Source organism: Pseudoxanthomonas mexicana (genome assembly GCF_010093385.1).
In the GTDB taxonomy this organism is placed as follows: Bacteria; Pseudomonadota; Gammaproteobacteria; order Xanthomonadales; family Xanthomonadaceae; genus Pseudoxanthomonas_A; species Pseudoxanthomonas_A mexicana.
In genome coordinates this window covers 99407-119134 of sequence record NZ_PDWV01000001.1, presented here as the reverse complement: position 1 = coordinate 119134, position 19728 = coordinate 99407, and the positions used below count along the sequence as shown (strand labels likewise).

Annotated in this window: 12 protein-coding genes; 1 reads left to right on the top strand and 11 read right to left on the bottom strand. The window is 67.7% G+C overall.

The window, feature by feature from the left end:
• From CSC76_RS00505 to CSC76_RS00455, 11 genes are all read right to left on the bottom strand, one after another.
• On the bottom strand, window positions 1–723 hold the full coding sequence (locus tag CSC76_RS00505; RefSeq protein WP_162108103.1) for a TorF family putative porin: 723 nt from the start codon (window positions 721–723) through the stop codon (window positions 1–3).
• A 123-nt stretch (window positions 724–846) separates the two neighbouring features.
• Window positions 847–2034, bottom strand: a complete 1188-nt coding sequence (locus tag CSC76_RS00500) for a CaiB/BaiF CoA transferase family protein (RefSeq protein ID WP_162108102.1) — start codon at window positions 2032–2034, stop codon at window positions 847–849.
• Between the two features lie 122 nt (window positions 2035–2156).
• On the bottom strand, window positions 2157–4001 hold the full coding sequence (locus CSC76_RS00495) for a glycoside hydrolase family 127 protein (protein ID WP_162108101.1): 1845 nt from the start codon (window positions 3999–4001) through the stop codon (window positions 2157–2159).
• Window positions 3998–6187, bottom strand: coding sequence for an SUMF1/EgtB/PvdO family nonheme iron enzyme (locus CSC76_RS00490; protein WP_162108100.1), 2190 nt, complete (start codon window positions 6185–6187; stop codon window positions 3998–4000). The genes CSC76_RS00495 and CSC76_RS00490 overlap by 4 nt, the downstream gene beginning before the upstream one ends.
• Window positions 6188–6208: 21 nt before the next feature.
• The gene (locus tag CSC76_RS00485; protein ID WP_162108099.1) at window positions 6209–7153 is read right to left on the bottom strand and encodes a ribokinase; all 945 of its coding nucleotides are present in this window, start codon (window positions 7151–7153) and stop codon (window positions 6209–6211) included.
• Entirely contained in the window at window positions 7150–8364 is a 1215-nt protein-coding gene (locus CSC76_RS00480; RefSeq protein WP_162108098.1) for a serine hydrolase domain-containing protein, read from the bottom strand. The genes CSC76_RS00485 and CSC76_RS00480 overlap by 4 nt, the downstream gene beginning before the upstream one ends.
• A gap of 89 nt (window positions 8365–8453) precedes the next feature.
• Window positions 8454–10688 (bottom strand): TonB-dependent receptor, encoded by a 2235-nt coding sequence (locus tag CSC76_RS00475; RefSeq protein WP_238394818.1) that lies wholly within the window; start codon window positions 10686–10688, stop codon window positions 8454–8456.
• 243 nt (window positions 10689–10931) lie between these two features.
• Complete coding sequence (locus tag CSC76_RS00470) at window positions 10932–11807, bottom strand: LysR family transcriptional regulator (protein WP_162108097.1); 876 nt, start codon at window positions 11805–11807, stop codon at window positions 10932–10934.
• Window positions 11808–11877: 70 nt separating this feature from the next.
• A complete protein-coding gene (locus CSC76_RS00465) occupies window positions 11878–14247 on the bottom strand; it encodes a sodium:solute symporter family protein (RefSeq protein WP_162108096.1) in 2370 nt (789 codons plus the stop codon).
• Between the two features lie 71 nt (window positions 14248–14318).
• A complete protein-coding gene (locus CSC76_RS00460; protein WP_162108095.1) occupies window positions 14319–15167 on the bottom strand; it encodes an HpcH/HpaI aldolase/citrate lyase family protein in 849 nt (282 codons plus the stop codon).
• Window positions 15168–15299: 132 nt separating this feature from the next.
• Complete coding sequence (locus CSC76_RS00455) at window positions 15300–16316, bottom strand: sugar kinase (protein ID WP_162108094.1); 1017 nt, start codon at window positions 16314–16316, stop codon at window positions 15300–15302.
• A 232-nt stretch (window positions 16317–16548) separates the two neighbouring features.
• Between CSC76_RS00455 and CSC76_RS00450 the strand changes: the two genes are divergently transcribed.
• Window positions 16549–19329 (top strand): TonB-dependent receptor, encoded by a 2781-nt coding sequence (locus CSC76_RS00450; RefSeq protein WP_162108093.1) that lies wholly within the window; start codon window positions 16549–16551, stop codon window positions 19327–19329.
• Window positions 19330–19728 lie beyond the last annotated feature (399 nt).

Here is a 19728-nt window from a genome sequence, read left to right as displayed (position 1 = left end):
TCAGAACGACGCTTGCAGCGCCGCTTCCACGCGCGAGCCGGCCAGGGCCGGGAACAGCGTCTTCGCGCTGCTGTCGGTGGCGTGCGCAGTAACGCGCAGCTCGAACGGCGCCTTGAACGCCCACACGGCGCCCAGCTGTGCATGTGCGTAGCTGTCGTCGTAGGCGTCGTCCAGCCAGTAGTAACCGGCGGCGGCTTCCAGGCGGACCTGGCCGCTCAGCGGCAGCCTGGCGCCCAGCTGCGCGTAGGCACCCGCTTCGTCGGTGGCGAGCGCTTCGGTGGAGTAGCCCAGCTGTGCCCAGTAGTTTTGCTTCCAGGTCAGCGTGCCGATGGCCTCGGTCCAGTTGAGGTCGACCGTCGTGGACGGATACCGGTAGTGGGTGAGGTTGACGTCGAGCGCCCAGTCCTCGGACAGCGTCCCGCCCCAGCCGACGGTGACGTCGATCTCACTGCTGGCCTTCGTTTCCGGGGCGAACTCGACGTTCGAGCCCCAGATCGCGCCGTACAGACCGTTGTCGGCCGCGGCCTTGAAGCCCGCCTGCACCGCGGGATCGCCCTGCGTCTGCGTGGTACCACGCCACACGTAGTCGGTGCTGATGGCGCCGGAACCGGTGAAGGTGGCCGCCGTGGCGGACGAGGCGGCGGCCACCAGCAGACCGGCGGCGAGGGAAGAAACGACGAATGCAGGCACGCGCCTGCGTGAAGCCGAGGAAATGAAAGACATGCGTGCGATCCAGGCGGAAGACGTTCCGCCGACCGCGAAAGTCTGGTCCTGCACCGCGTAAAGCCGCCATGCGCTTCCCGCGCACCGCCGTAAATTCGGCGTAAAGCCGCCGCGCGCCCCGCGTCAGCCGGCCGTGCGCGCCTGCGGTGACGGCGTGCCGAGCACGTGCTCGGCATCCTGATCGAACGTGGGCGCCGCGAACGGCACCGGCCCGGGTGTGCGCCCGAAGGCGATCGGCCGGGTGACGCCGCGGTAGCTGCCGACCACGGGATGCGCGATCTCCGCCACCATGTCCTCGGCCAGCACCTGCGGATGCTCGAACATGTCCTCGACGCGTCGCGCGGCCGCGCAGGGCACCTCATCGCCGAAGTGGGTTTCCCACTCCATGGCCGTGCGGGCCTGCAGCGCGGCGGGCAGTTGGGGCACGATTTCGGCCGCACGCTCGGCACGCTTGCGCACGCTGTCGTAGCGCGGATCGTCGGCCAGCGCATCCAGGCCGGTCAGCCGGCACAGCGCCTTCCAGAAGCGCGGCGTGTTGGCGGACAGGTACAGGTAACCCTCGCGCGCCGGATGGATGCCGGTGACGCCACCGGAACGCATGTCGCGGCCGATGTCGAGCGCCTCGCCCTCGGCCCAGATCATCCGCGCCGACTGCATGGTCAGCGCGCTGCGCAGCAGCGAGATGCCCACGAACTGCCCGCACCCGCTGCGCTCGCGTTCGTACAGCGCCGAGGACACGCCTGCGGCCAGTAACGCGGCGGCGTAGTAGTCCACCACCGAGCCGTAGATGATTTCCGGCGCGCCGCCACGCTTGCCCTGCAGTGTGCACATGCCGGTCATGGCCTGCAGCACCTGGTCGTAGCCGGCCTTGTCCTTCATCGGTCCGGTTTCGCCGTAGCCGGTCACCGCGCAGTAGATCAGGCGGGGATTGATCATCGACAGGCGGTCGAAGTCGATGCCCAGCCGCTTCGGCACGCTGGGACGGAAGTTGTGCACCAGCACGTCTGCCTCGCGCACCAGGCGCAGCAGCGCCGCATGATCGGCCGGCTGCTTGAGATCCAGCGCGATACCCTGCTTGCTGCGGTTCACGCCCAGGAACGCCCGGCTCTCACGCTCCAGCGTGGACGGGTACTGGCGCAGGTTGTCGCCATCGGGCGGTTCGACCTTGATGACGTCGGCGCCCTGGTCGGCCAGCAGCGTGCAGCCGTAGGGCCCGGCGATGTAGGCGCTCAGGTCCAGCACCTTGACCCCGGTCAACGGACCGGCAGGGCCGGTGCGCAGGCGCGAGCGGAAGGGAGACGGATTGTCCATGGGAAAGAGGCTCCTTCAGCCGTCGCCGCAAGGGCGGTGACCAGTCTGTGCCACGTGGCGGGCGCGATACAGCCAGCGGCCGTAACTTCTGCTGCCACAAATTCTTGCGAGCGCGCAGGGGGTCATGGCGGCGGCAGCGACAGCCAGGTCAGGCGCCACGCGCCATCATGCCGCCCGCCGGCGCGGTAGTACGGCCAGAACAGCAGCGGGGACCGGCTGGCGGGCTGCAGCGAGATGGCCGGGCCCTCCTCATCGTCGGTCACCGGCAGCACCTGCAGCCAGTCGTCCTGCGGACCGTCGGGCAGGCGGAGGGTCTCTTCGGTCTTGAACCCGTCGATCAGCTCGGTGGCATACGCCAGCGGGCCGCGCGTGAGGCCGATGTAGTGCAGATCCAGCACCTGCTGGTGGACCTCCGAACCGTCCGGCGCGCGCGATTCCTGCACGTTGCGCAGCACCTGCCGGTGCAGCACCGGCCGCAGCGGGAACGCCAGCTGCACATGGTCGTCGGAACGCCATAGGCGGCGCAGGACGAGGAAGGCACCGGGAACAACGGCGACGTCCACAGGCTCGCCATTGACCGACACGGTAGCGCCCTCGGCCCATGAGGGGATGCGAAGGTACAGGTCGAAGGTCGCTTCGTGTTCAGGACGCACGTCCAGCGACACCTCGCCGTCGAACGGATAGCCGGTGTGCTGGCGCAGCGACACCGTTCCGGCCCGGGGGTGCGCCAGTCGCGCTTCGCCGGGACCGTACAGCTGCACGCGGACCGCTTCGCCTTCCACGGCATAGGCCAGGGCCGGCAGCTCCTCGAGCGCCATCGCACCGCTGGACTTGCAGCAGCGCCAGTAGGTGGTATGCACACGGCGCCCGTTCGGGAACGAGTAGTAGCACCAGTCCTCGCCATCCGGCGCCTGCGCGCCGATCAGGTCGTTGTAGGCGGTACGCTCGATTTCTTCGGCGAAGCGCGCCTCGCCGGTCAGTCGCAGCAGCTCGCGGTTGAACTGCATCCACGACAGCAGCGAGCAGGTCTCCACGTAGGCGTTCGGACTGAAGCTGCCACGCGCGTTGAACACTTCGCGCGAACGGTGCGCCACGCCGCCCCAAGGACCACCACCCAGGGTCAGATGATGATCGCGGATGTTCTGCCAGATGCGTTCCAGCGTGTCGCGCAGGCCGGCATCACCGGTGACGCGGCACAACTTCACCAGCGCCACCAGATTCCACAGCAGTTGATAAGCCTTGCCGGTGGCGATCTCGGACGCGTCGGCGCCGGCTTCCAGCGCGGGCAGCAGGCGCAGTGCGTGATGCGCGTTGGCCTGCTCCAGCACGCGTTGCGCGAGTGCCAGGAAGCGCGGCTCGCCGGTTTCCTCATGCAGCTCCAGCGCAGCATCCATCAGCACGGTGGCCGACATGCCGTGGTGGTTGCCCAGCATGGTGATGTCGATGCCCGACGCCAGCGCCTGCGCGCACAGGTCGGCGATGCGTCCGGCGGCCCGCGTGTAGCGCACGTCCTGCAATGCGCGCGCGGTTTCGACCAGGCCGAGGATCAGGTAGGCATGCACCCAGATGTCCCACGTGCGCAGCGCCGGGGCGCCGTCCCAGCTCGGCGGCTTCGGGGGTTGTGGATGGGTGAAGCGGCGTTCTTCCGCGTACGTGCCCAGGTAGCCGTCGGCTTCCTGCACGGAGAGCAGGTAGTCGGCGACATTGCGCAGGCGGTCGCCCCGCGTGGCATCGCCGCTGCGGACGAACGCGCGGGCCGCGGCCGACAGCCACTTGCCGGCGTGCTCGCCGTACCAGTCGCCCTCGGTGTTGCGCGCCCGGTGCTCCGGCGAGAACAGCGCGATGGCGGGACTGTCCGGCGCCGTGATGAAGTGCGACAGGCGGCCCCGCAGGGTGGCATCGAGAGCAGCGCCGAGGAGACCGCCAAGCACGACCGACGACGAGGCAGTGGCGGCGACGGTCGTCATGCGGCATCCACCACGCAGCGGAAGCCGATGCGTCCGGACCGGTCCTTGGCCGGCGCCATCAGCAGCAGCTTGCCGTGCTGGTCCAGCCGCCGGGTCTGGGGGAAATACCAGTGCGAGGTTCGCGGCTCGTAATCGCTGCCGCCGCGCACGATGGCCGCACGCGTGTGCTCGTCGTGGAATTCGTCCGTCCATTGCCAGACGTGGCCGACCAGATCCTGCACCCCGAACGGGCTGGCCCCTGCGGGATGCATGCCCACATCGGCCGGCGGCGGCAACGCGCGGCCGCGGAACACCGGTGGCGCGGCATCGTCACGCCACGCATCGCCCCAGGGATACAGGCGGCCGTCCGCGCCCTGCGCGGCGTACTGCCACTCCCACCCGTGCGGCAGGCGCTTGCCCGCCCAGGCAGCGTAGGCGCGCGCGGCTTCCAGCGACACCCAGGTGACGGGTTTGTTCTCCCAGCCGGGCTGCGGCACACCGTCGCGCCAGTCGTGGAGGAAGTTCAGCGCATCGCGTGGCGTATAACCGGTGGCGTCGACGAACGTCTTGAACTGCGCGTTCGTCACCGGATGGCGGTCGATGTGGAACTCCGCCACCTGCATGCGATGGCGATGGTGGCGGCGCGCGGTCGGTTCCCACGGGAACTGCACGTCCACGCCCTCCCATACCTGCCCTTCGATCTCGATGCCCTGCACGACGAACAGGAACTCCCCCGCCGGGATCGTCACCATGCCCTCCGGTGCAGTGGCCTGCGGCGCGGTCGGCGCGATCGGAAGCAGCGTCTGCGGCAGGGCCTTCCACTGCGCGGACAACGACGCCAGCGGCGTGTCGGCATGCGCAGCCATCTGCGCCAGGAACGCCTCCAGGCCTGCTTCCTCAACGCCTTCGCGCAACGCCAGCAGTGCGCCGAAGCCCCGGCCTTCCAGCGTCGTCTCCAGGATCGCCTGGCCATCGATCACGCGCGGTTGCAGCGCGGTGCCGTTCCACAGGTCGAAGTAGCGCGTGCCCTCGACATGCGGCACGGCAAGCTGCTCGCCACCGATCACGTACTCGTGGCGGTTGACCAGCGTCCACAGCGTGCGGCCCTCGCCGGGGAAGCGGCTGGCGAAGATGCCGGCCTGCAGCGTGCGCTCGTACGGGCGCCAGTCCAGACTGACAACCAGCGAAGGAAACCGGCGGTAGATCGTGGCGATCCGGCGCAGCGACTCGGCATCGCGCGGGGTCAGCTGGTTCCACAGGCCCCACACGTTCTCCCACGCGTTGTAGCCCACGCCGTTGAAGAAGATGTACTGCAGGTCGTGATTGCGGTCGCGGCCCCAGCGGTTCTCGTAGTTGATCATGTGGCGCGGTTCCAGCCACTTGAACTTCGCCACCGGGGGAACGATTTCGTTCGGCGCTTTCTTGCCCCAGCTCTGCACGTTCCAGATCAGGTGCTCCTCGGCGCTGATCGTGGACTCGGGCTGCACCACCACGGGATGGCCCAGCGCATCGCAGGCATCGAAGAACGCGCGCGGCACGCCGTTGTAGGTGTCGCCGTTGATGCCGTCCGCGCCGACCGCCTTGACGATCTTCGCGATGGCCTGCCAGTCGGGCTCGCCTTCGTCGCGGGTGCCGTTGTCCCACGGCATGGTGGTGAGGAACACGCGCACGCCGCGACGGTGGAAGTCGTCGATCGCGCCGCGAAGGCCCTCCAGCCCGCCCGGCAGGCTGCGCGCCAGGTCGAACTGGTTGCGGTCGTCCACGCCGATGTTGGGGTACACGCACCACAACAGCACGCTGTCCAGGCCGCCGAAGCGCGTTTCCAGATCATCAAGGTAGCGGTCGACGGTGTAGCGGCCCGCGCCGGGATCGTAGAGGTAGCGGTCCTCCACCATCACCTGCGCATGCACGAAGTTGCGCTGCGCCCACTGCAGTTCCGGCCGGCGGTAGTTGGCGTCGTCGTAGCCTATGCGGGTCAGGTGTTCGCGCCGCCAGTCCTTCAACTCGGCAACCCAGTCGTCGGCCGAAGCGTTGGCATCGATCTTCCACTGGCCGATATCGGCGAAAGGCCAGCCCGGCGCCTTGCCCGGCGTGGGCAGATAGCGCTGAGTGGTGACGTGCGAGAACTTGTATTCGGTCTTCACCACGTGCGGCGTGTCGTCGCGCTCGGGCGCTGCGTGGGAACCGGGGGGAACGGGGGTGTTCATGGGTGGGGATCTTGATCGGGATCAGGAAAGGCCGCAGTAGGCCGCCAGAGCGGCCCGCCGCGCGGGTTCATCGGCATGCCCGGCCAGCCAGGCCTCGACCTCTGCGCGCATCGGAATGCTGGCCTGCGCGCCCAGGCGGGTGCAGGCCAGCGCGGACGCCGCACTGGCGAAGCGTAGCGCGTCCTCCAGCCCCGCATGTTCGGCCAGCCGCGCCGCCAGGGCGCCGCAGAAGGTGTCGCCGGCCGCGGTGGTGTCGACGGCCTCGACGGGAAACGCGGGCTGCAGGAACATTTCCGCGCCGCGCCGCGCGAAGCAGCCGCGCGCGCCCAGGGTAACGACCACGCACGGCACCGGCAGGCGCGCGGCCTGCGCCGCCACGCTGCCCTCGCCCGCCAGCGCGGCCAGTTCGCCTTCGTTGACGACCAGCACGTCGACGCTGTCCAGCAGGCCCGGCGGCAGCGCGGCGGCGGGTGCGGCATTCAGCACCACGCGCACGCCCGCCTCGCGGGCCAGTCGCGCGTAGCTGGCCACGCTGTCCAGCGGCGTTTCCAGCTGCAGCAGCAGATGGCCGACGCCGCGCAACGACGGCAGGTGGTGCGGCCGCAGGCCCGTGTTGGCGCCGGGCGCCACCGTGATCGCATTCTCCGCGGCGTCGGACAGGCAGATGAAGGCGGTGCCACTGGCGGCGTCCGGCACGCGCACGATATGCAGCGCGACACCGGCATCGGCCAGCGCGGCTTCCAGCACCACGGCGTAGGGATCGTCGCCCAGGGCCAGCAGCATGCGCGTGGGCACGCCGCCGGCGCGCGCGCTGGCGACCGCCTGGTTGGCGCCCTTGCCGCCCGGGAACGTGGCGAAGTCGCGCCCGAGTACGGTCTCGCCCGGCGCGGGTACATGGTCGGCGCGAACCACGAAATCGAGGTTGGCCGATCCCGCCACCAATACGCCTTCCTGCCCGCGGCTCATCGCGTCACCGCCGAATAGACAGCGCGATAGAACGGCGCGGCCAGCTTGGGCGGGGCCGGCGCACCCTCGGTGGGCAGGTGCTGCGACATCAACAGGATCACCAGGCCCCGCTCCCGATCGATGGTGAAATAGGTGGAAGCCGCACCGGACCAGCCGAACTGCCCACGCGATCCCGGCCGCGTGGCGACGGCCGGATCGGTGACGACGTAACCGCCCAGGCCGAAGCCCTCGCCCGGCTCGGGCGCGGGCACCGCCGGATCGAAGACGGCAAGCTGGTCGGACATCATCATCGCCACCGTGTCCTCGCGCAGCAGCCGCACGCCCTCCCGCTTGCCGCACTCGGCCAGCATCCGCGCGAAGCTCAGGTAGTCGGCCGCCGTGGAATACAGGCCGCCCGCTCCGCTGGTGTAGGCACGCAGCCGGATGCCGGGTTCGCGTGCGGACGGCGTATCGGCCAGCACGCGCCGACCTTCGTCATCGCGCGTGGTCAGCGCCATGACGCGGCCACGTTGCGCGAGAGGCACGTCGAATCCGGTGTCGTGCATCCCCAGCGGCTGGAAGATGCGCGTGCGCAGAAAGACATCGAACGGCTGCCCGCTGGCGACTTCGACCACGCGGGCGAGGACTTCGGTGTTGACGCCGTCGTAGCGGAAGCGCGTGCCCGGTTCGGTCGCCAGCGGTGCGCGTGCGACGCGCTGCGCGTAGCCCGCCAGGTCCGTGGCGTCTTCCGGCGCCTCGGCCTGCAGCAGGGCCGAAGCGACGCGGATATCGTCGCCACCGGTGGCGAACCCGGCGGTGTGGGTCAGCAGGTGCCGCACGGTGAGCACGCGCTGCACCGGGACGAGTTCAGGTGCCTCGACGCTGCCGCCGGCGACGCGCTGCAGGCCGGCGAATGCCGGCAGGTAGGTGGCGACCGGGGCATCGAGCTGCAGCCTGCCCTCCTCCGCCAGCATCAGCGCCGCCACCGAGGTGACGGGCTTGCTCATCGAATAGAGGCGGAAGATCGCGTCTTCGCGCAGCGGCTGCCGACCTTGCAGGTCGGCATGGCCGAACACACCGCGGTAGACCACGGTGCCGCGCTCGGCGACCACGGCGACGGCGCCCAGGTAGCCCTCAGGGCCCACGGCATCCGCCAGCACCGCATCCATCGGCGCATGCGGCAGCGCCTTCGGGGTCGGAGCGGCGGTCGCGCAGGCGGCGAGCGAGAGCATCAGGACCATCCAGAGCCCGCGCCGCCCTGGAGAGGGGACGGCGCGGGTGGATGCAACGTGGGAGAGTGCCGGCATCCGTGGATGGTGGATCAGAACGTGTACTCGTAGGTGAAGGAGTACATGCGGCCGCGGCCGGCGAAGTAGTTCTTGTAGAAATCCACCTGGGACCAGCTGAGGATGTACTGCTTGTTGGTCAGGTTCTCGATGCCCAGGGTGATGCGGCCGTATTTCTCCAAGCGATAGTTCGCACTCAAGTCGAACAGAGTATAGCCCTGGGTGTGTTCTTCGAACTCGTAGGACGCCCCATCGAAATCGCGAGTGTCGGAGCCGTACAGGTCGCGGTCCAGCAGCTTCGTCGCGTTGAGGGTGACATCGCCCTGCTCGCTGAAGCGCCAGTTGACCGACGCACCGATCTTGTCCGGATTGATGTCCGATACGCCGATCGGCTTGTTGAGTCCACCGGCGGGATAGCGACCCAGGAGGTCGGCATTCCAGAACGCCGTCTCACCACGGATCCGCGAGTACAGGCCGTTTACCTTCCACTGCGGATTGAAGCGCCACTCGCCACTCAGCTCGACACCCTTGATGCGCGTCGGAGCACGGTTGAGGACGTAGTCGTTGGTGGCAGGATCGACCGCCAGCGACGTACCGAAGGGCGAGCGCGAATCGTAGTAAGAACCTCCGAGCGAACCACGGTCCCCGCGCCAGTTGAAGCCGTACTCGCGATTGTCCACGACAATCGCCTGCAGATCGCGGATGCGGTCCACCGACTGGCCTGGCACATTGATGTTGCGCAGCGGGATGCCGATGTTGGGGAGGCTGAAACCCTCGCCATAGGAGGCAAACACCGACCAACCGCCTGCGATCCGCCAGATCGCGCCGAAGTTGACCAGATTCTCGGTGTACTCCACACCGCCACCTTCGACGAACACGCTGTTGCGGTAAGGCGTAGTGGTATAGCTGTCGACATGCAGTTCGCCATCTTCGCGGCGGAAACCACCACTCAGGGTCACCGGGCCCAAGTCATAACTGAGCTGAACGTACGGCGCCAGGCTTGTGTATTCCATGGGCGGCACCCACAGCCGGTCGGTCAGCGCCAAGCGCTGCTGCGCCTCGTCGTACACGTAGTCGATACCCGTACGGAGCTCAAGCCCGTCCACGCCGAACAGCGACGAGCGCGTCCACGAAGGCCGGAAGCCCCACTTCTTGCTGGTGATCTCCGACTGGTCGAAGATGCGCTCGGCGTCGGGAGGAAGCGGCCATACCAGTTGGCGATCGTCGCCGTTCTCCGGCAGGTAACGCATGGCCTGGTCGGCCCAATAGGCATTGAGGACCAGGTTGCCGCCGAAAAAGTCGCCATGCGTGTACAGCGCGTTCAACTGTTCGAAGTCGTTGAACTCTGCCTTGCTCCCGAAGATCTGGCCGCGCTCGGATGTATTGGTCACGGGATTGGGACAGGTACCCGGCCGGCAACCCTCCACCTGGATGTAGTCGCCATTGCCTTCGATCTTGAAGTTGCTGTAGCTCAGCTGGAGGCGCTGAACACCGTCCTCGCCGAAGTTGATACCGCCCTTCAGGAACAGGTTGCGGGCCACCGAATCGGACACCGAGCCGCTGGTGTTCATGCCCACCCGGCGACCGTCCGCATCGTAGGCCATGCCGCGATCGATGCGCGATACACCGACCACCAGGTCCCGATTTTCCTGCTTGAACGCATAGTTCAGACCGAGCTTCCAGCCTGCGCTGTCGTCCTTGAACTGGGTGGAGTAGCGCGACAGGAAGCGGAATTCGCTGCCCTCCTTGGTCGGCACGGTGGAGATGTAGTTGATGATGCCACCGGCGGCGCCGATGCCCTCCGACGCCGAGGGACCGTTGATCACCTCGATGCGATCGACGATCCCCATGTCGGTGAACGTGGCGTTGCGTCCGCCTTCGCGTAGCGGCGAACCCTGCGGCACACCATCGAAGAGGCGCAAGGCGATGCGGCCACGCAACGTCTCGCCCGTGTTGCTCATGGCTTGCGACGATTCGGCATAGCCCGGGACGGTGCGCGCGAGCACGGCGGTGGCGTCCTCTGTGAGGGCCAGTGTGTGCTTGACCTCTTCCTTGGATACCAGCGACACCGCACCCGGAATCCGGTCGATCGACTTCGGCGCGCGCACACCGGTGACGATCACCTGGTCCAGGTCGACGGCGTCCTTTGCCCGTTCTTCTTCGGTCGCCGCGTCCTGCGGCGGCAGCGGGGTGTTCTGTTGGGCCTTGACGCTGGCGCTCACGGCGGCGGCCAGCAGGAAAACGCCGAACGCGGCGGGTACCTGTTTCATGATCGATTCTCGGAATGCTTCGGTGGACGGTGCGGCCACGCACCAGGCGCCCGCTCCGTTGACAAGGATGTGTGTGCGAGAAGGCCGCGACGACGGCCGGCGTGCCCAGCGTTCCTCCCAGACGCTCGAACCCGACGATGGCCACAGCCTAGGCAAGCGCGCGTCGCGGAGGAATCGCCCGCGGATATGTTCACAGGCTAGTTTTTGTAGCGTGCACTGCAACATCGCGACCGCGACGAAGACTCACGCGTGGCCGGTGGCGGCGCGGCTCTCCTGCAGCAGCACGGTGACCAGGCGGATGCGCACGGTCGAACGCGACCACACCATGCCGATCCGGCGTGGTTCGCTGGGCAGCGGCAGCGGGATGCGCACCAGGTCCAGGCCTTCCGGCCAGGGCTTGGCCCAGTCGGGCACCAGCGATACGCCCAGCCCACGGTCCACCATCACCGCGATGGCGTTGAGTCCGTTCAGTTCGAAGCGCTCGCGCGGCACGATGCCGGCGCGGCGCAGGTAGTCGTCCGCCACGCGCCCGCCCCACTGGTTGCGGTCGTAGCGGATCAGGGGTTCGGTGCGCAGCAGTTCGTGCGGGTCGCGCCCGGCCAGTCGCGCCGGCGCGATCATCACCAGCGGCTCCTCGCGCAGCAGCTGCCAGTCGCAGGTCTTGGGCAGGTTGTACGGCGCCTGCAGCACCACGGCGGCATCCAGTTCGCCCGTTTCCACCGCGCGGTAGAGCTCGGCCGAGTAGCCCGGCCGGATGTAGACGTTGATCTGCGGGAAGGCATCCACCATCCGCGCCAGGATGTCCGGCAGCATGCCCGCCAGCGCGGTGGGGCAGGCGCCCAGGCGGAGTTCGCCGGAGACTTCGCTGTCGTTGGCGACGCTGCGCATGTCGGCGACGTCGCGCAGCAGGTCGCGGGCGCGCTGCAGGATGCGCGAACCCTCTTCGGTCAGGCTGACGGTACGGCCGGCGCGCGCGATCAGCGGGGCGCCGAGTTCGCGCTCCAGCGTACGGATCTGCTGCGCCACCGCGGCCGGCGTGATGTTCAGCACGCGCGCGGCCGCGGCCATCGAGCCGCGGTCGGCCACCACCACGAAGGTATTCAGGAACTGGGTATCCACGCGTCTCCCCTGTCGCCCTCAGGCTACACGAGCCGACCGGTGGCGGCGACAGGACCGATGGCCCATGCGCTCACTCCAAGGCGGCCACCGCATCCTGGCGATGGATGGTCAGGCCCTGCAGCGATTGCGCGGGCGGCGGAAACAGCCAGCTGGCGGCGTAGCCGATGACGATGCACAGCAGGATGGAGATGCCCAGGTAGAAGTACGGGTGCACCAGGTCCATCGACCAGACCAGCAGGGTCAGCGTGATGCTGCCGCCGATGCCGATGGCCACACCCTGCGCGTTCGCACGGCGGGTGAACATGCCGAGCGTGTACGCGCCGGCGAAGCCGCCGCCCAGCAGGCCCGCCAGCTCGATCGACACGTCGAACAGGGAATGGATGTCGTAGCGCGACAGCAGCAGCGCGATGCCGATGCCCGCCAGACCGACCAACACGCCCATGATTTCCGCGAACAGCACGCTCTTCTTCGGCGTCGGGTTGCGGGCCAGCTTCTCGTAGAAGTCGACCGAAGCCAGCGTCGACACGCTGTTGATGATGCTGGACAGCGTGGACATGGCGGCGGCGAAGATGCCGGCGATGATCAGGCCGGTGACGCCCATCGGCAGTTCCGCCGCGATGAACAGCGGGAACGTGGCGTCGATCGGCAGCAGCGGATTCATCCGCTCCGGGTGCGACTGGTAGTACACGTACAGCGCGGTGCCGATGGCGTAGAAGAAGAACCCGCCGGGAATCATGATGGCCGCGAAGGTCCAGATGGAACGGCCGGCCTCCTTGTCGGACTTGGTGGACAGCACCCGCTGCATCAGCACCTGGTCCTTCGGGAACGTCAGCACCACGTCGAACAGCACCAGGAAGATGAACCCCCAGACGGTCGCCTTGGTCAGGTCGAAGCTGAAATCGAAAAGCCGGGTCTTGTCCTCGGCCATCGCCACCTGGACGAACTCCGGTACGCCGCCGTTGAGGTGGTAGATGATGAAGCCGATGGCGAAGATCGCGCCGCCGAACATCACGAAGACCTGCACGAAGTCGGTCCAGATCACCGCCTTCATGCCGCCCAGCGTGGTGTAGAGGATGGTGAACACTCCCATGATGAGGATGCTCCACACCACGTCGATGCCGGTGATGGTGGCGATGGCCAGCGCCGGCAGGAACAGGATCACACTCATCCGGCTACCGATCTGCATGGCGATGCACAGCGCGCTGGCCAGCATGCGGATGGCCGGATGGAAGCGTTTCTCCAGGTAGGAGAACACCGACATCAGGTCCAGCCGGCGCAGCAGCGGCACGATCCACACCGCGACGAACATCAGGCCGAGCACCGCGATCAGGTTGTTGGTGAGGTACTGCCAGTTGGTCTCGAACGCCTTGGCCGGAATGGCGATGAAACTGATGGAACTGGTGTTGGTGGCGTACAGGCTGACGCCTGCGGCCCAGAACGGGATGCTGCGTCCGCCGACGAAGAAGTCCGCCGTGGAGGCCCGCTTCTCCTGCAGGTAGAAGTACAGGCCGATGCCGACCATGGCCGCCAGGTAGACCACGATGACCAGCCAGTCCAGCCACTTGAGCAGATAGGTGCTGCCGACCAGCGCCACCGTGCGCAGGGCGCCGGTGCGGGCGTCCACGCCGGCCACGCCATCGCCCCACGCCGTCATCGAAGCGGGCAGTCCCCCATCGGGCGGATCCAGCTCGGCCCACGCGCCGGTGATGGTGTGGAAGGTGGCGAGGCGGGCCGCCGCCGGATCGTCGCGGGACAGCAACGCATACAGCACGTGCGCCTGACCCACCGCGCGCGCGGGGCCGTCGGCGACCAACTTGCCCGGCACCGGCGGCAACATCCGCCAGCCGCCGTCGCGCGACCACCGCCACAGGACATCAGCCACCGCGCCGGACACGGTGGTCATCAGTTCGCCACGCTGCGCGACCAGCGAAGCGGGCACGCCCGTGCCGGGCCAAGGCGGCAATACCTCCCAGGGCGCCGAGTCCGTGGTCACCGCACGACGCAGGAACAGCACATGCCCGGCACCATCCTGGCCGGACACATAGAGCGTGTCTCCGCCTTCGGCGACCTGCACGTGCCGCAGGTGCCGCGGGAAAGGAGGCAGCGCGCGCCAGACCAGCGTATCGCCGGTCCGCGATGCGCGCTCCAGGCCGGCCATGTCCGTACCGTCGCGCGTGCGCTGCAGTCGATAGAGGTGTCCCGGTGCGGCGTTGCGCCACGAGCCCTCGCCCGCGGACGCGGGCGGCACCCGCAGCGGACGCCAGCGCGAGCTTGTGCGATCCCACCATGATGCCCCGGCATCGCCCGATGCCAGGAGGGTGTCGTCAAGCGTGTACAGGCCCCGCACGGGCTCCGGTGGCGCGGGCAACGTGGACGCGGTCAGCCGCGTCAGGCTCTCCGCCATCGCCGGACGGTACGCCATCGCCAGCACGACCAGCATCAACAGGTAGATCGCATGCGACGCGCGGCGCCCACGTCCTCGCGCCCAGGATCGGACCGTTCTGCCCTGCATCACCGCGGCTCCCGGTCCAGCGTGGCCAGGACCGCTCGCGCGCGGGCCAGGAAAGGCGCGTCCACCATCCGGCCATCGACCGCGAACGCGCTTCCGTCCGCCGTCGCCGCGCCGACGACGCGACGGGCGGCTTCGATCTCCTCTTCCGACGGCGAGAACGCGGCGTTGGCCCAGGCCACCTGGCGCGGATGCACGCAGCTCTTGCCGGCGAAGCCCAGCGCACGCGCCGAATCGGCCTCGGCCATGAAGCCCGCTTCGTCGTCCAGCCCGGGAAATGCGGCGTCGTAGGCGAACACGCCGGCTTCAGCGGCCGCCATCCGTAGCGCGTACTGTGCGGCGTGCACATTGCGCAGATCCGCACGACGGATGCCGTGCGGTTCGAACAGGTCGCCCAGGCCCAGTTGCAGGCCGCGCACGCGCGGATGCGCCCGGGCGATCTGCGCGGCATGACGCAGGGCGCGCGGTGTCTCTATGTTGATCAGCAGGCCGACGGCCCGGCGCAGGCCCAGCTGCAGCTCGACCGCTTCGATCTCGCCGATCGCCTGGCGAAGCTGTTCCACCGATTCGATCTTGGGCAGGTTCAGCAGGTCGATGTCCAACGGCAGGATCGCGCGCAGATCGTCTTCCCAGCCGGAGGTGTGCCAGGCATTCACCCGCACCACGACCTGCTTGTCCGCAGCGCGGTGCGGTACGCCGCGCAGGAAGGCGGCGACCTGCGCGCGTGCCGCGCCCTTGTCGTCGCCGGCCACGGCGTCTTCCAGGTCGAAGGACAGCATCTCGGCCGCGCTCGCCAGTGCCTTGGCGAACAACGCGGGCCGGTTACCGGGGACGAACAGCTTGCTACGCATGGACGGCACTCTTCATGCCGCGCAGTCTGCGGGAATCGTGCGGAGGGCAAAGCCCGTGCGGGCATTTTCAAACGATAGTTTTTCCTGCGTCCGAAGATGCCGCAACGCAGCATTCCCTGCATTCCGGACCGATCAGCGCTTCACGTCCAGGGCGTTCTCGCCCAGCAGCGCACGCACGTCGTTCGCACCCACCAGGTTGAAGTCGCCCGGCAGCGAGTGCTTGAGGCAGGCCGCCGCCACGCCGAAGTTCAGGGCCTCCTGCGCCGACAGGCCCGTCAGGCCGCCGTGCAGCACACCCGCCGCGAAGGCATCGCCGGTGCCGATGCGGTCGACGATCGGCGAGACGTCGCGCGCGGCCGTGGTATGCAGCGCGCCATCGCGCAAGGCTGTGATGCCGGAGATGACATGGTGGTCCACGCTGCGCTGCACGCGCACGGTGGCCGCCATCTGGCGCAGATGCGGAAACGCCCGGAAAGCCTCGGCCGCGCCGGCAGCGAAGCGCTCCTGCGGCGTCGCCTGCGGGAACTCCAGGCCCAGCACCACCTGCAGGTCGCGATGGCTGGCGAACAGCAGGTCGGCTTCGGCCATCAGCGCGCGCAGGATCGTGGGCGCATCGCCCCCCCATGCTTCCCACAGCTTCGGCCGGAAGTTGCCGTCGAACGAGACCTTCGCTCCAGCAGCGCGTGCCGCCCTGACCGCCGCCAGCACACCCTCCGCCGCCCGCTGGCCCAGCGCGGGCGTCACGCCGGAGACATGCAGCCAATCCGCGCCCGCCAGCAGCGCAGGCCAGTCGTGGGTGCCGCCGCCGATGCGCGCGAAAGCCGAGTCCGCGCGGTCGTAGAGCACCTCGCTCGGCCGCTGGATCGCGCCGGGCGTGAGGAAGTACAGCCCCATGCGTCCCGTGGCCTGCTGCACCGCGCGCGTGTCGACACGATGCCGGCGCAGTTCGCCGAGCGCGGCTTCGCCCAGCGCGTTGTCGGCGACCACGCCGACCATGCGCGCGTCATGGCCGAAGCGCGCCAGCGACACGGCCACGTTCGCTTCCGCGCCCCCGACGTGCACATCCAGCACCGGCGACTGCAACAGCATCTGGCGGCCGGGCGCACCCAGCCGCAGCAGCAGCTCACCGAAACAGACGATGGTTCCCATTCCCCTTCTCCTCCCGTGCGTGGATGCCGCGCGCCACCCGCCAGGCCTTGTCCATGGGACAAGATAAACCGGCTCATCTGACAGTTGTTGTTGCAGCGCACACTCTGTTAGCGTTGGTTTTGACCAGCGGTGTCATTTTATCAGCTGGACAGGGTCACAGCACGGAAAACACTCTTTTTTACCAACAAATTGTCGCTCCATGCGGCCATGGTCCCTTGAGGAGGGGAGGAACATGCCAGTACGCCATCATCGCCGGAAGACACCGGTTACCATACTTGCCGTCTCCATCGGCCTGGCGCTGCAAATGGGTGCAGCGGTGCATGCCCAGGAAGCGGCGCAGACCACGGAGTCCGGTCAGACCACCCCGGCGGAAGGAACGGTCGACACGCTCGATACCGTCAGCGTCACCGGCTACCGGGCCAGCGTGGAGCGGGCGCTGGACATCAAGCGCGGCGAGGCCGGCGTGGTCGACGCGATCGTTGCCGAGGACATCGGCAAGTTCCCCGACCTCAACCTCGCCGAGTCGCTGCAGCGCATCCCGGGCGTGGTCATCACCCGCGATGCGGGCGAAGGCCGCAACATCTCGGTGCGCGGTTTGGGACCGGACTTCACCCGCGTGCGCATCAACGGCATGGAGGCGCTGACCACGGTCGGATCGACCGACCAGAACGGTGGCTCCAACCGTGGCCGCGGCTTCGACTTCAATGTGTTCGCCTCGGATCTCTTCTCGCAGCTGATCGTGCGCAAGACGGCACAGGCGGATGTCGAGGAAGGATCGCTCGGCGCCACGGTCGACCTGCGCACCGCGCGCCCGTTTGACTACGACGGCTTCACGCTGGTGGCCAGCGGCCAGGCCAGCTATGCCGACATGGGCGATACGACCGACCCGCGCGTGGCCGGACTGATCGCCAACACATGGGCCGACGGCAAGTTCGGCGCGCTGCTCTCCGTCGCGTACTCCGAGCGCCGTGCACTGGAAGAAGGCAGCGGCAGCGGACGCTGGGCCCGTGGCACCAGCAACAACGGCTTCAATCCAGCTTCTCCCTACGCGCCCGCCCTGTCTGCCGACACCTTCCACCCGCGCTTCCCGCGCTACACACTGATGGAACACGACCAGAAGCGCACGGGCGTGACGGCGTCGCTCCAATTCAAGCCGACGGATCGCACCCAGTTCGCCTTCGATGCTCTGTATTCGAAGATCGATGCCGTCCGCGACGAGCAGTACATCGAGGCGATCTCGTTCAGCCGCGGCGCATCGCAGAACGGCAAGCCGCAGACGATCGTGCGTGACGGCGTGGTCGAGAACGGCGCGCTGGTCTATGGCCTATTCGACGACGTGGACATCCGCTCGGAGAGCCGTCATGACGAGTGGAACACGGTCTTCACGCAGTTGGGGCTCGAGGGCGAGCACGAGTTCACCGACAACTTCAAGATCTCGGGCAAGCTCGGCACGTCGAAATCGGAGCATGAGAATCCGATCCAGACGACGATCATCATGGACAAGCTGAACGTCGACAACTACAGCTACGACTACCGCGGCAATCCCTACAGCCCGGTGATCGACTACGGCATCGACCCCACCGATCCCAACGGCTGGACGCTGGCCGAAATCCGCATCCGCCCGCAGTACGTCGAGAACGATTTCGATGTCGCCCAACTGGACTTCAACTGGAACATCAGCCCGGGCTTCCGCCTGAAGGGCGGCCTGCAGGCGAAGGACTACAGCTTCTCCACCCGTGAACTGCGCCGCTCGACCGAAGGGCTGACCGGTGTGCCGATGTTCACCGACGGCACCCGCATCGTGCCGACGGACCTGACCGAACAGGCCAGCCTGAGCGGCGTGGACGGCTCTCCCGGTACGTGGGTGATCCCCGACTACCAGGGCATTGCCGACTTCTATGACATCTACAGCAACAGCGGTCCCTTCGCCCTCAACGAGCGTGCGGTGAATACGCGCAGCGTCGAGGAGGAGGATCGTGGTGTCTACCTGATGGGCGAGTTCTCGGCCGATCTGGGTGCGATTCCGGTGTCCGGCAACGTCGGCGTACGTTACGTCCGAACCAAGCAGTCCTCGACGGGAATCGCGACCGCCAGCGGCACGCCGGTCGCCACGACGGTCTCGCGCGAGTACAGCGACACCCTGCCCTCGATGAACCTGGTGGCGGAGATCACCCCGGATTTCCTGATCCGCCTCGGCGCGGCCAAGGTCATGACCCGTCCCGGACTGGGCAGCCTCACCCCCGGCGTCACGGTCAACGTCAGCGGTGGCGCGCGTACGGTCAGCGGCGGCAATCCGAACCTGGATCCGATCCGCGCCAAGACGGCCGATCTGGGTTTCGAGTGGTACTTCGACGAAGGCGCGATGCTGGGCCTGGGCTTGTTCTACAAGGACATCGAAAGCTTCATCCAGACCACCCGCGTGGTACAGCCGTATTCCGCAAGCGGTTTGCCTGCCAGCCTGCTGGACGGCACGGGCGCCGGCGTGAACGACGACTTCGTGTTCAGCGTGCCGCTCAACACCCCGGGTGGCGAGCTGACCGGCTTCGAAGCGAACTACACGCAGCCGTTCACCTTTCTGCCGGGCAAGTTCGCCAATCTGGGCGTGCAGTTGAACTACACGTACGTCGATTCGCAGATCCAGTACCTGACCTCGACCGGCGCAAACTCGTTCAAGACCGATCTGACCGGTCTGTCCAAGCACTCTTGGAATGCCACGCTCTACTATGAGGGCGAACGGTTCTCCGGTCGCGTTTCAGCGACGAATCGCGACGATTTCCTGTTGCAGGTGCCTGCCACGGAGTCCGGCTTCGACGTGCATGGCCAAACCGGCACCACCACGGTCGACGCGTCGGTCCGATACAAGATCAACGACAAGCTGGAACTCAGCCTGGAAGGCATAAACCTGACGGACGAGCCGCAGGAGTCGTGGGTACAGAACGCCAACGGCCAGCTCCCACTCGACTACAGCGAGACCGGCCGTCAGTACCTGCTGGGCCTGCGTTACAAGTTCTGACGTCGCGATGTGCCGCGCCCTTGGGGGCGCACCCGAAGCCCGGCCGCCTCTCCCGGCCGGGCTTCTCTTTGGGCGGGCAACAGCAATGCATCAAGCGTGCAGACTGCCCAATGTTCGTGGACGCAAGGGTGGCAGAAGTGCGGGATGGATCGACGGACGAGCCACCGGCGTCCCGATGCAGATCGAATCGAATCCAGCGAGGAAGCGGACAGGTCGCACGCCACGGCCGGCTGACCTCCTTGACTCTGCGGTCCACATCGGGCTTTTCGCGCGACGTGTGGACGCCACCCGGACGTCCCGGGTAGCCATGCCGGAACCCTAGCCTTCCTTCTTCCGCATGCAACGGGCTTCACTGCGTGTGGCCGGGGCGGGATAAGGGCAATCAGGGAACGCGATCGC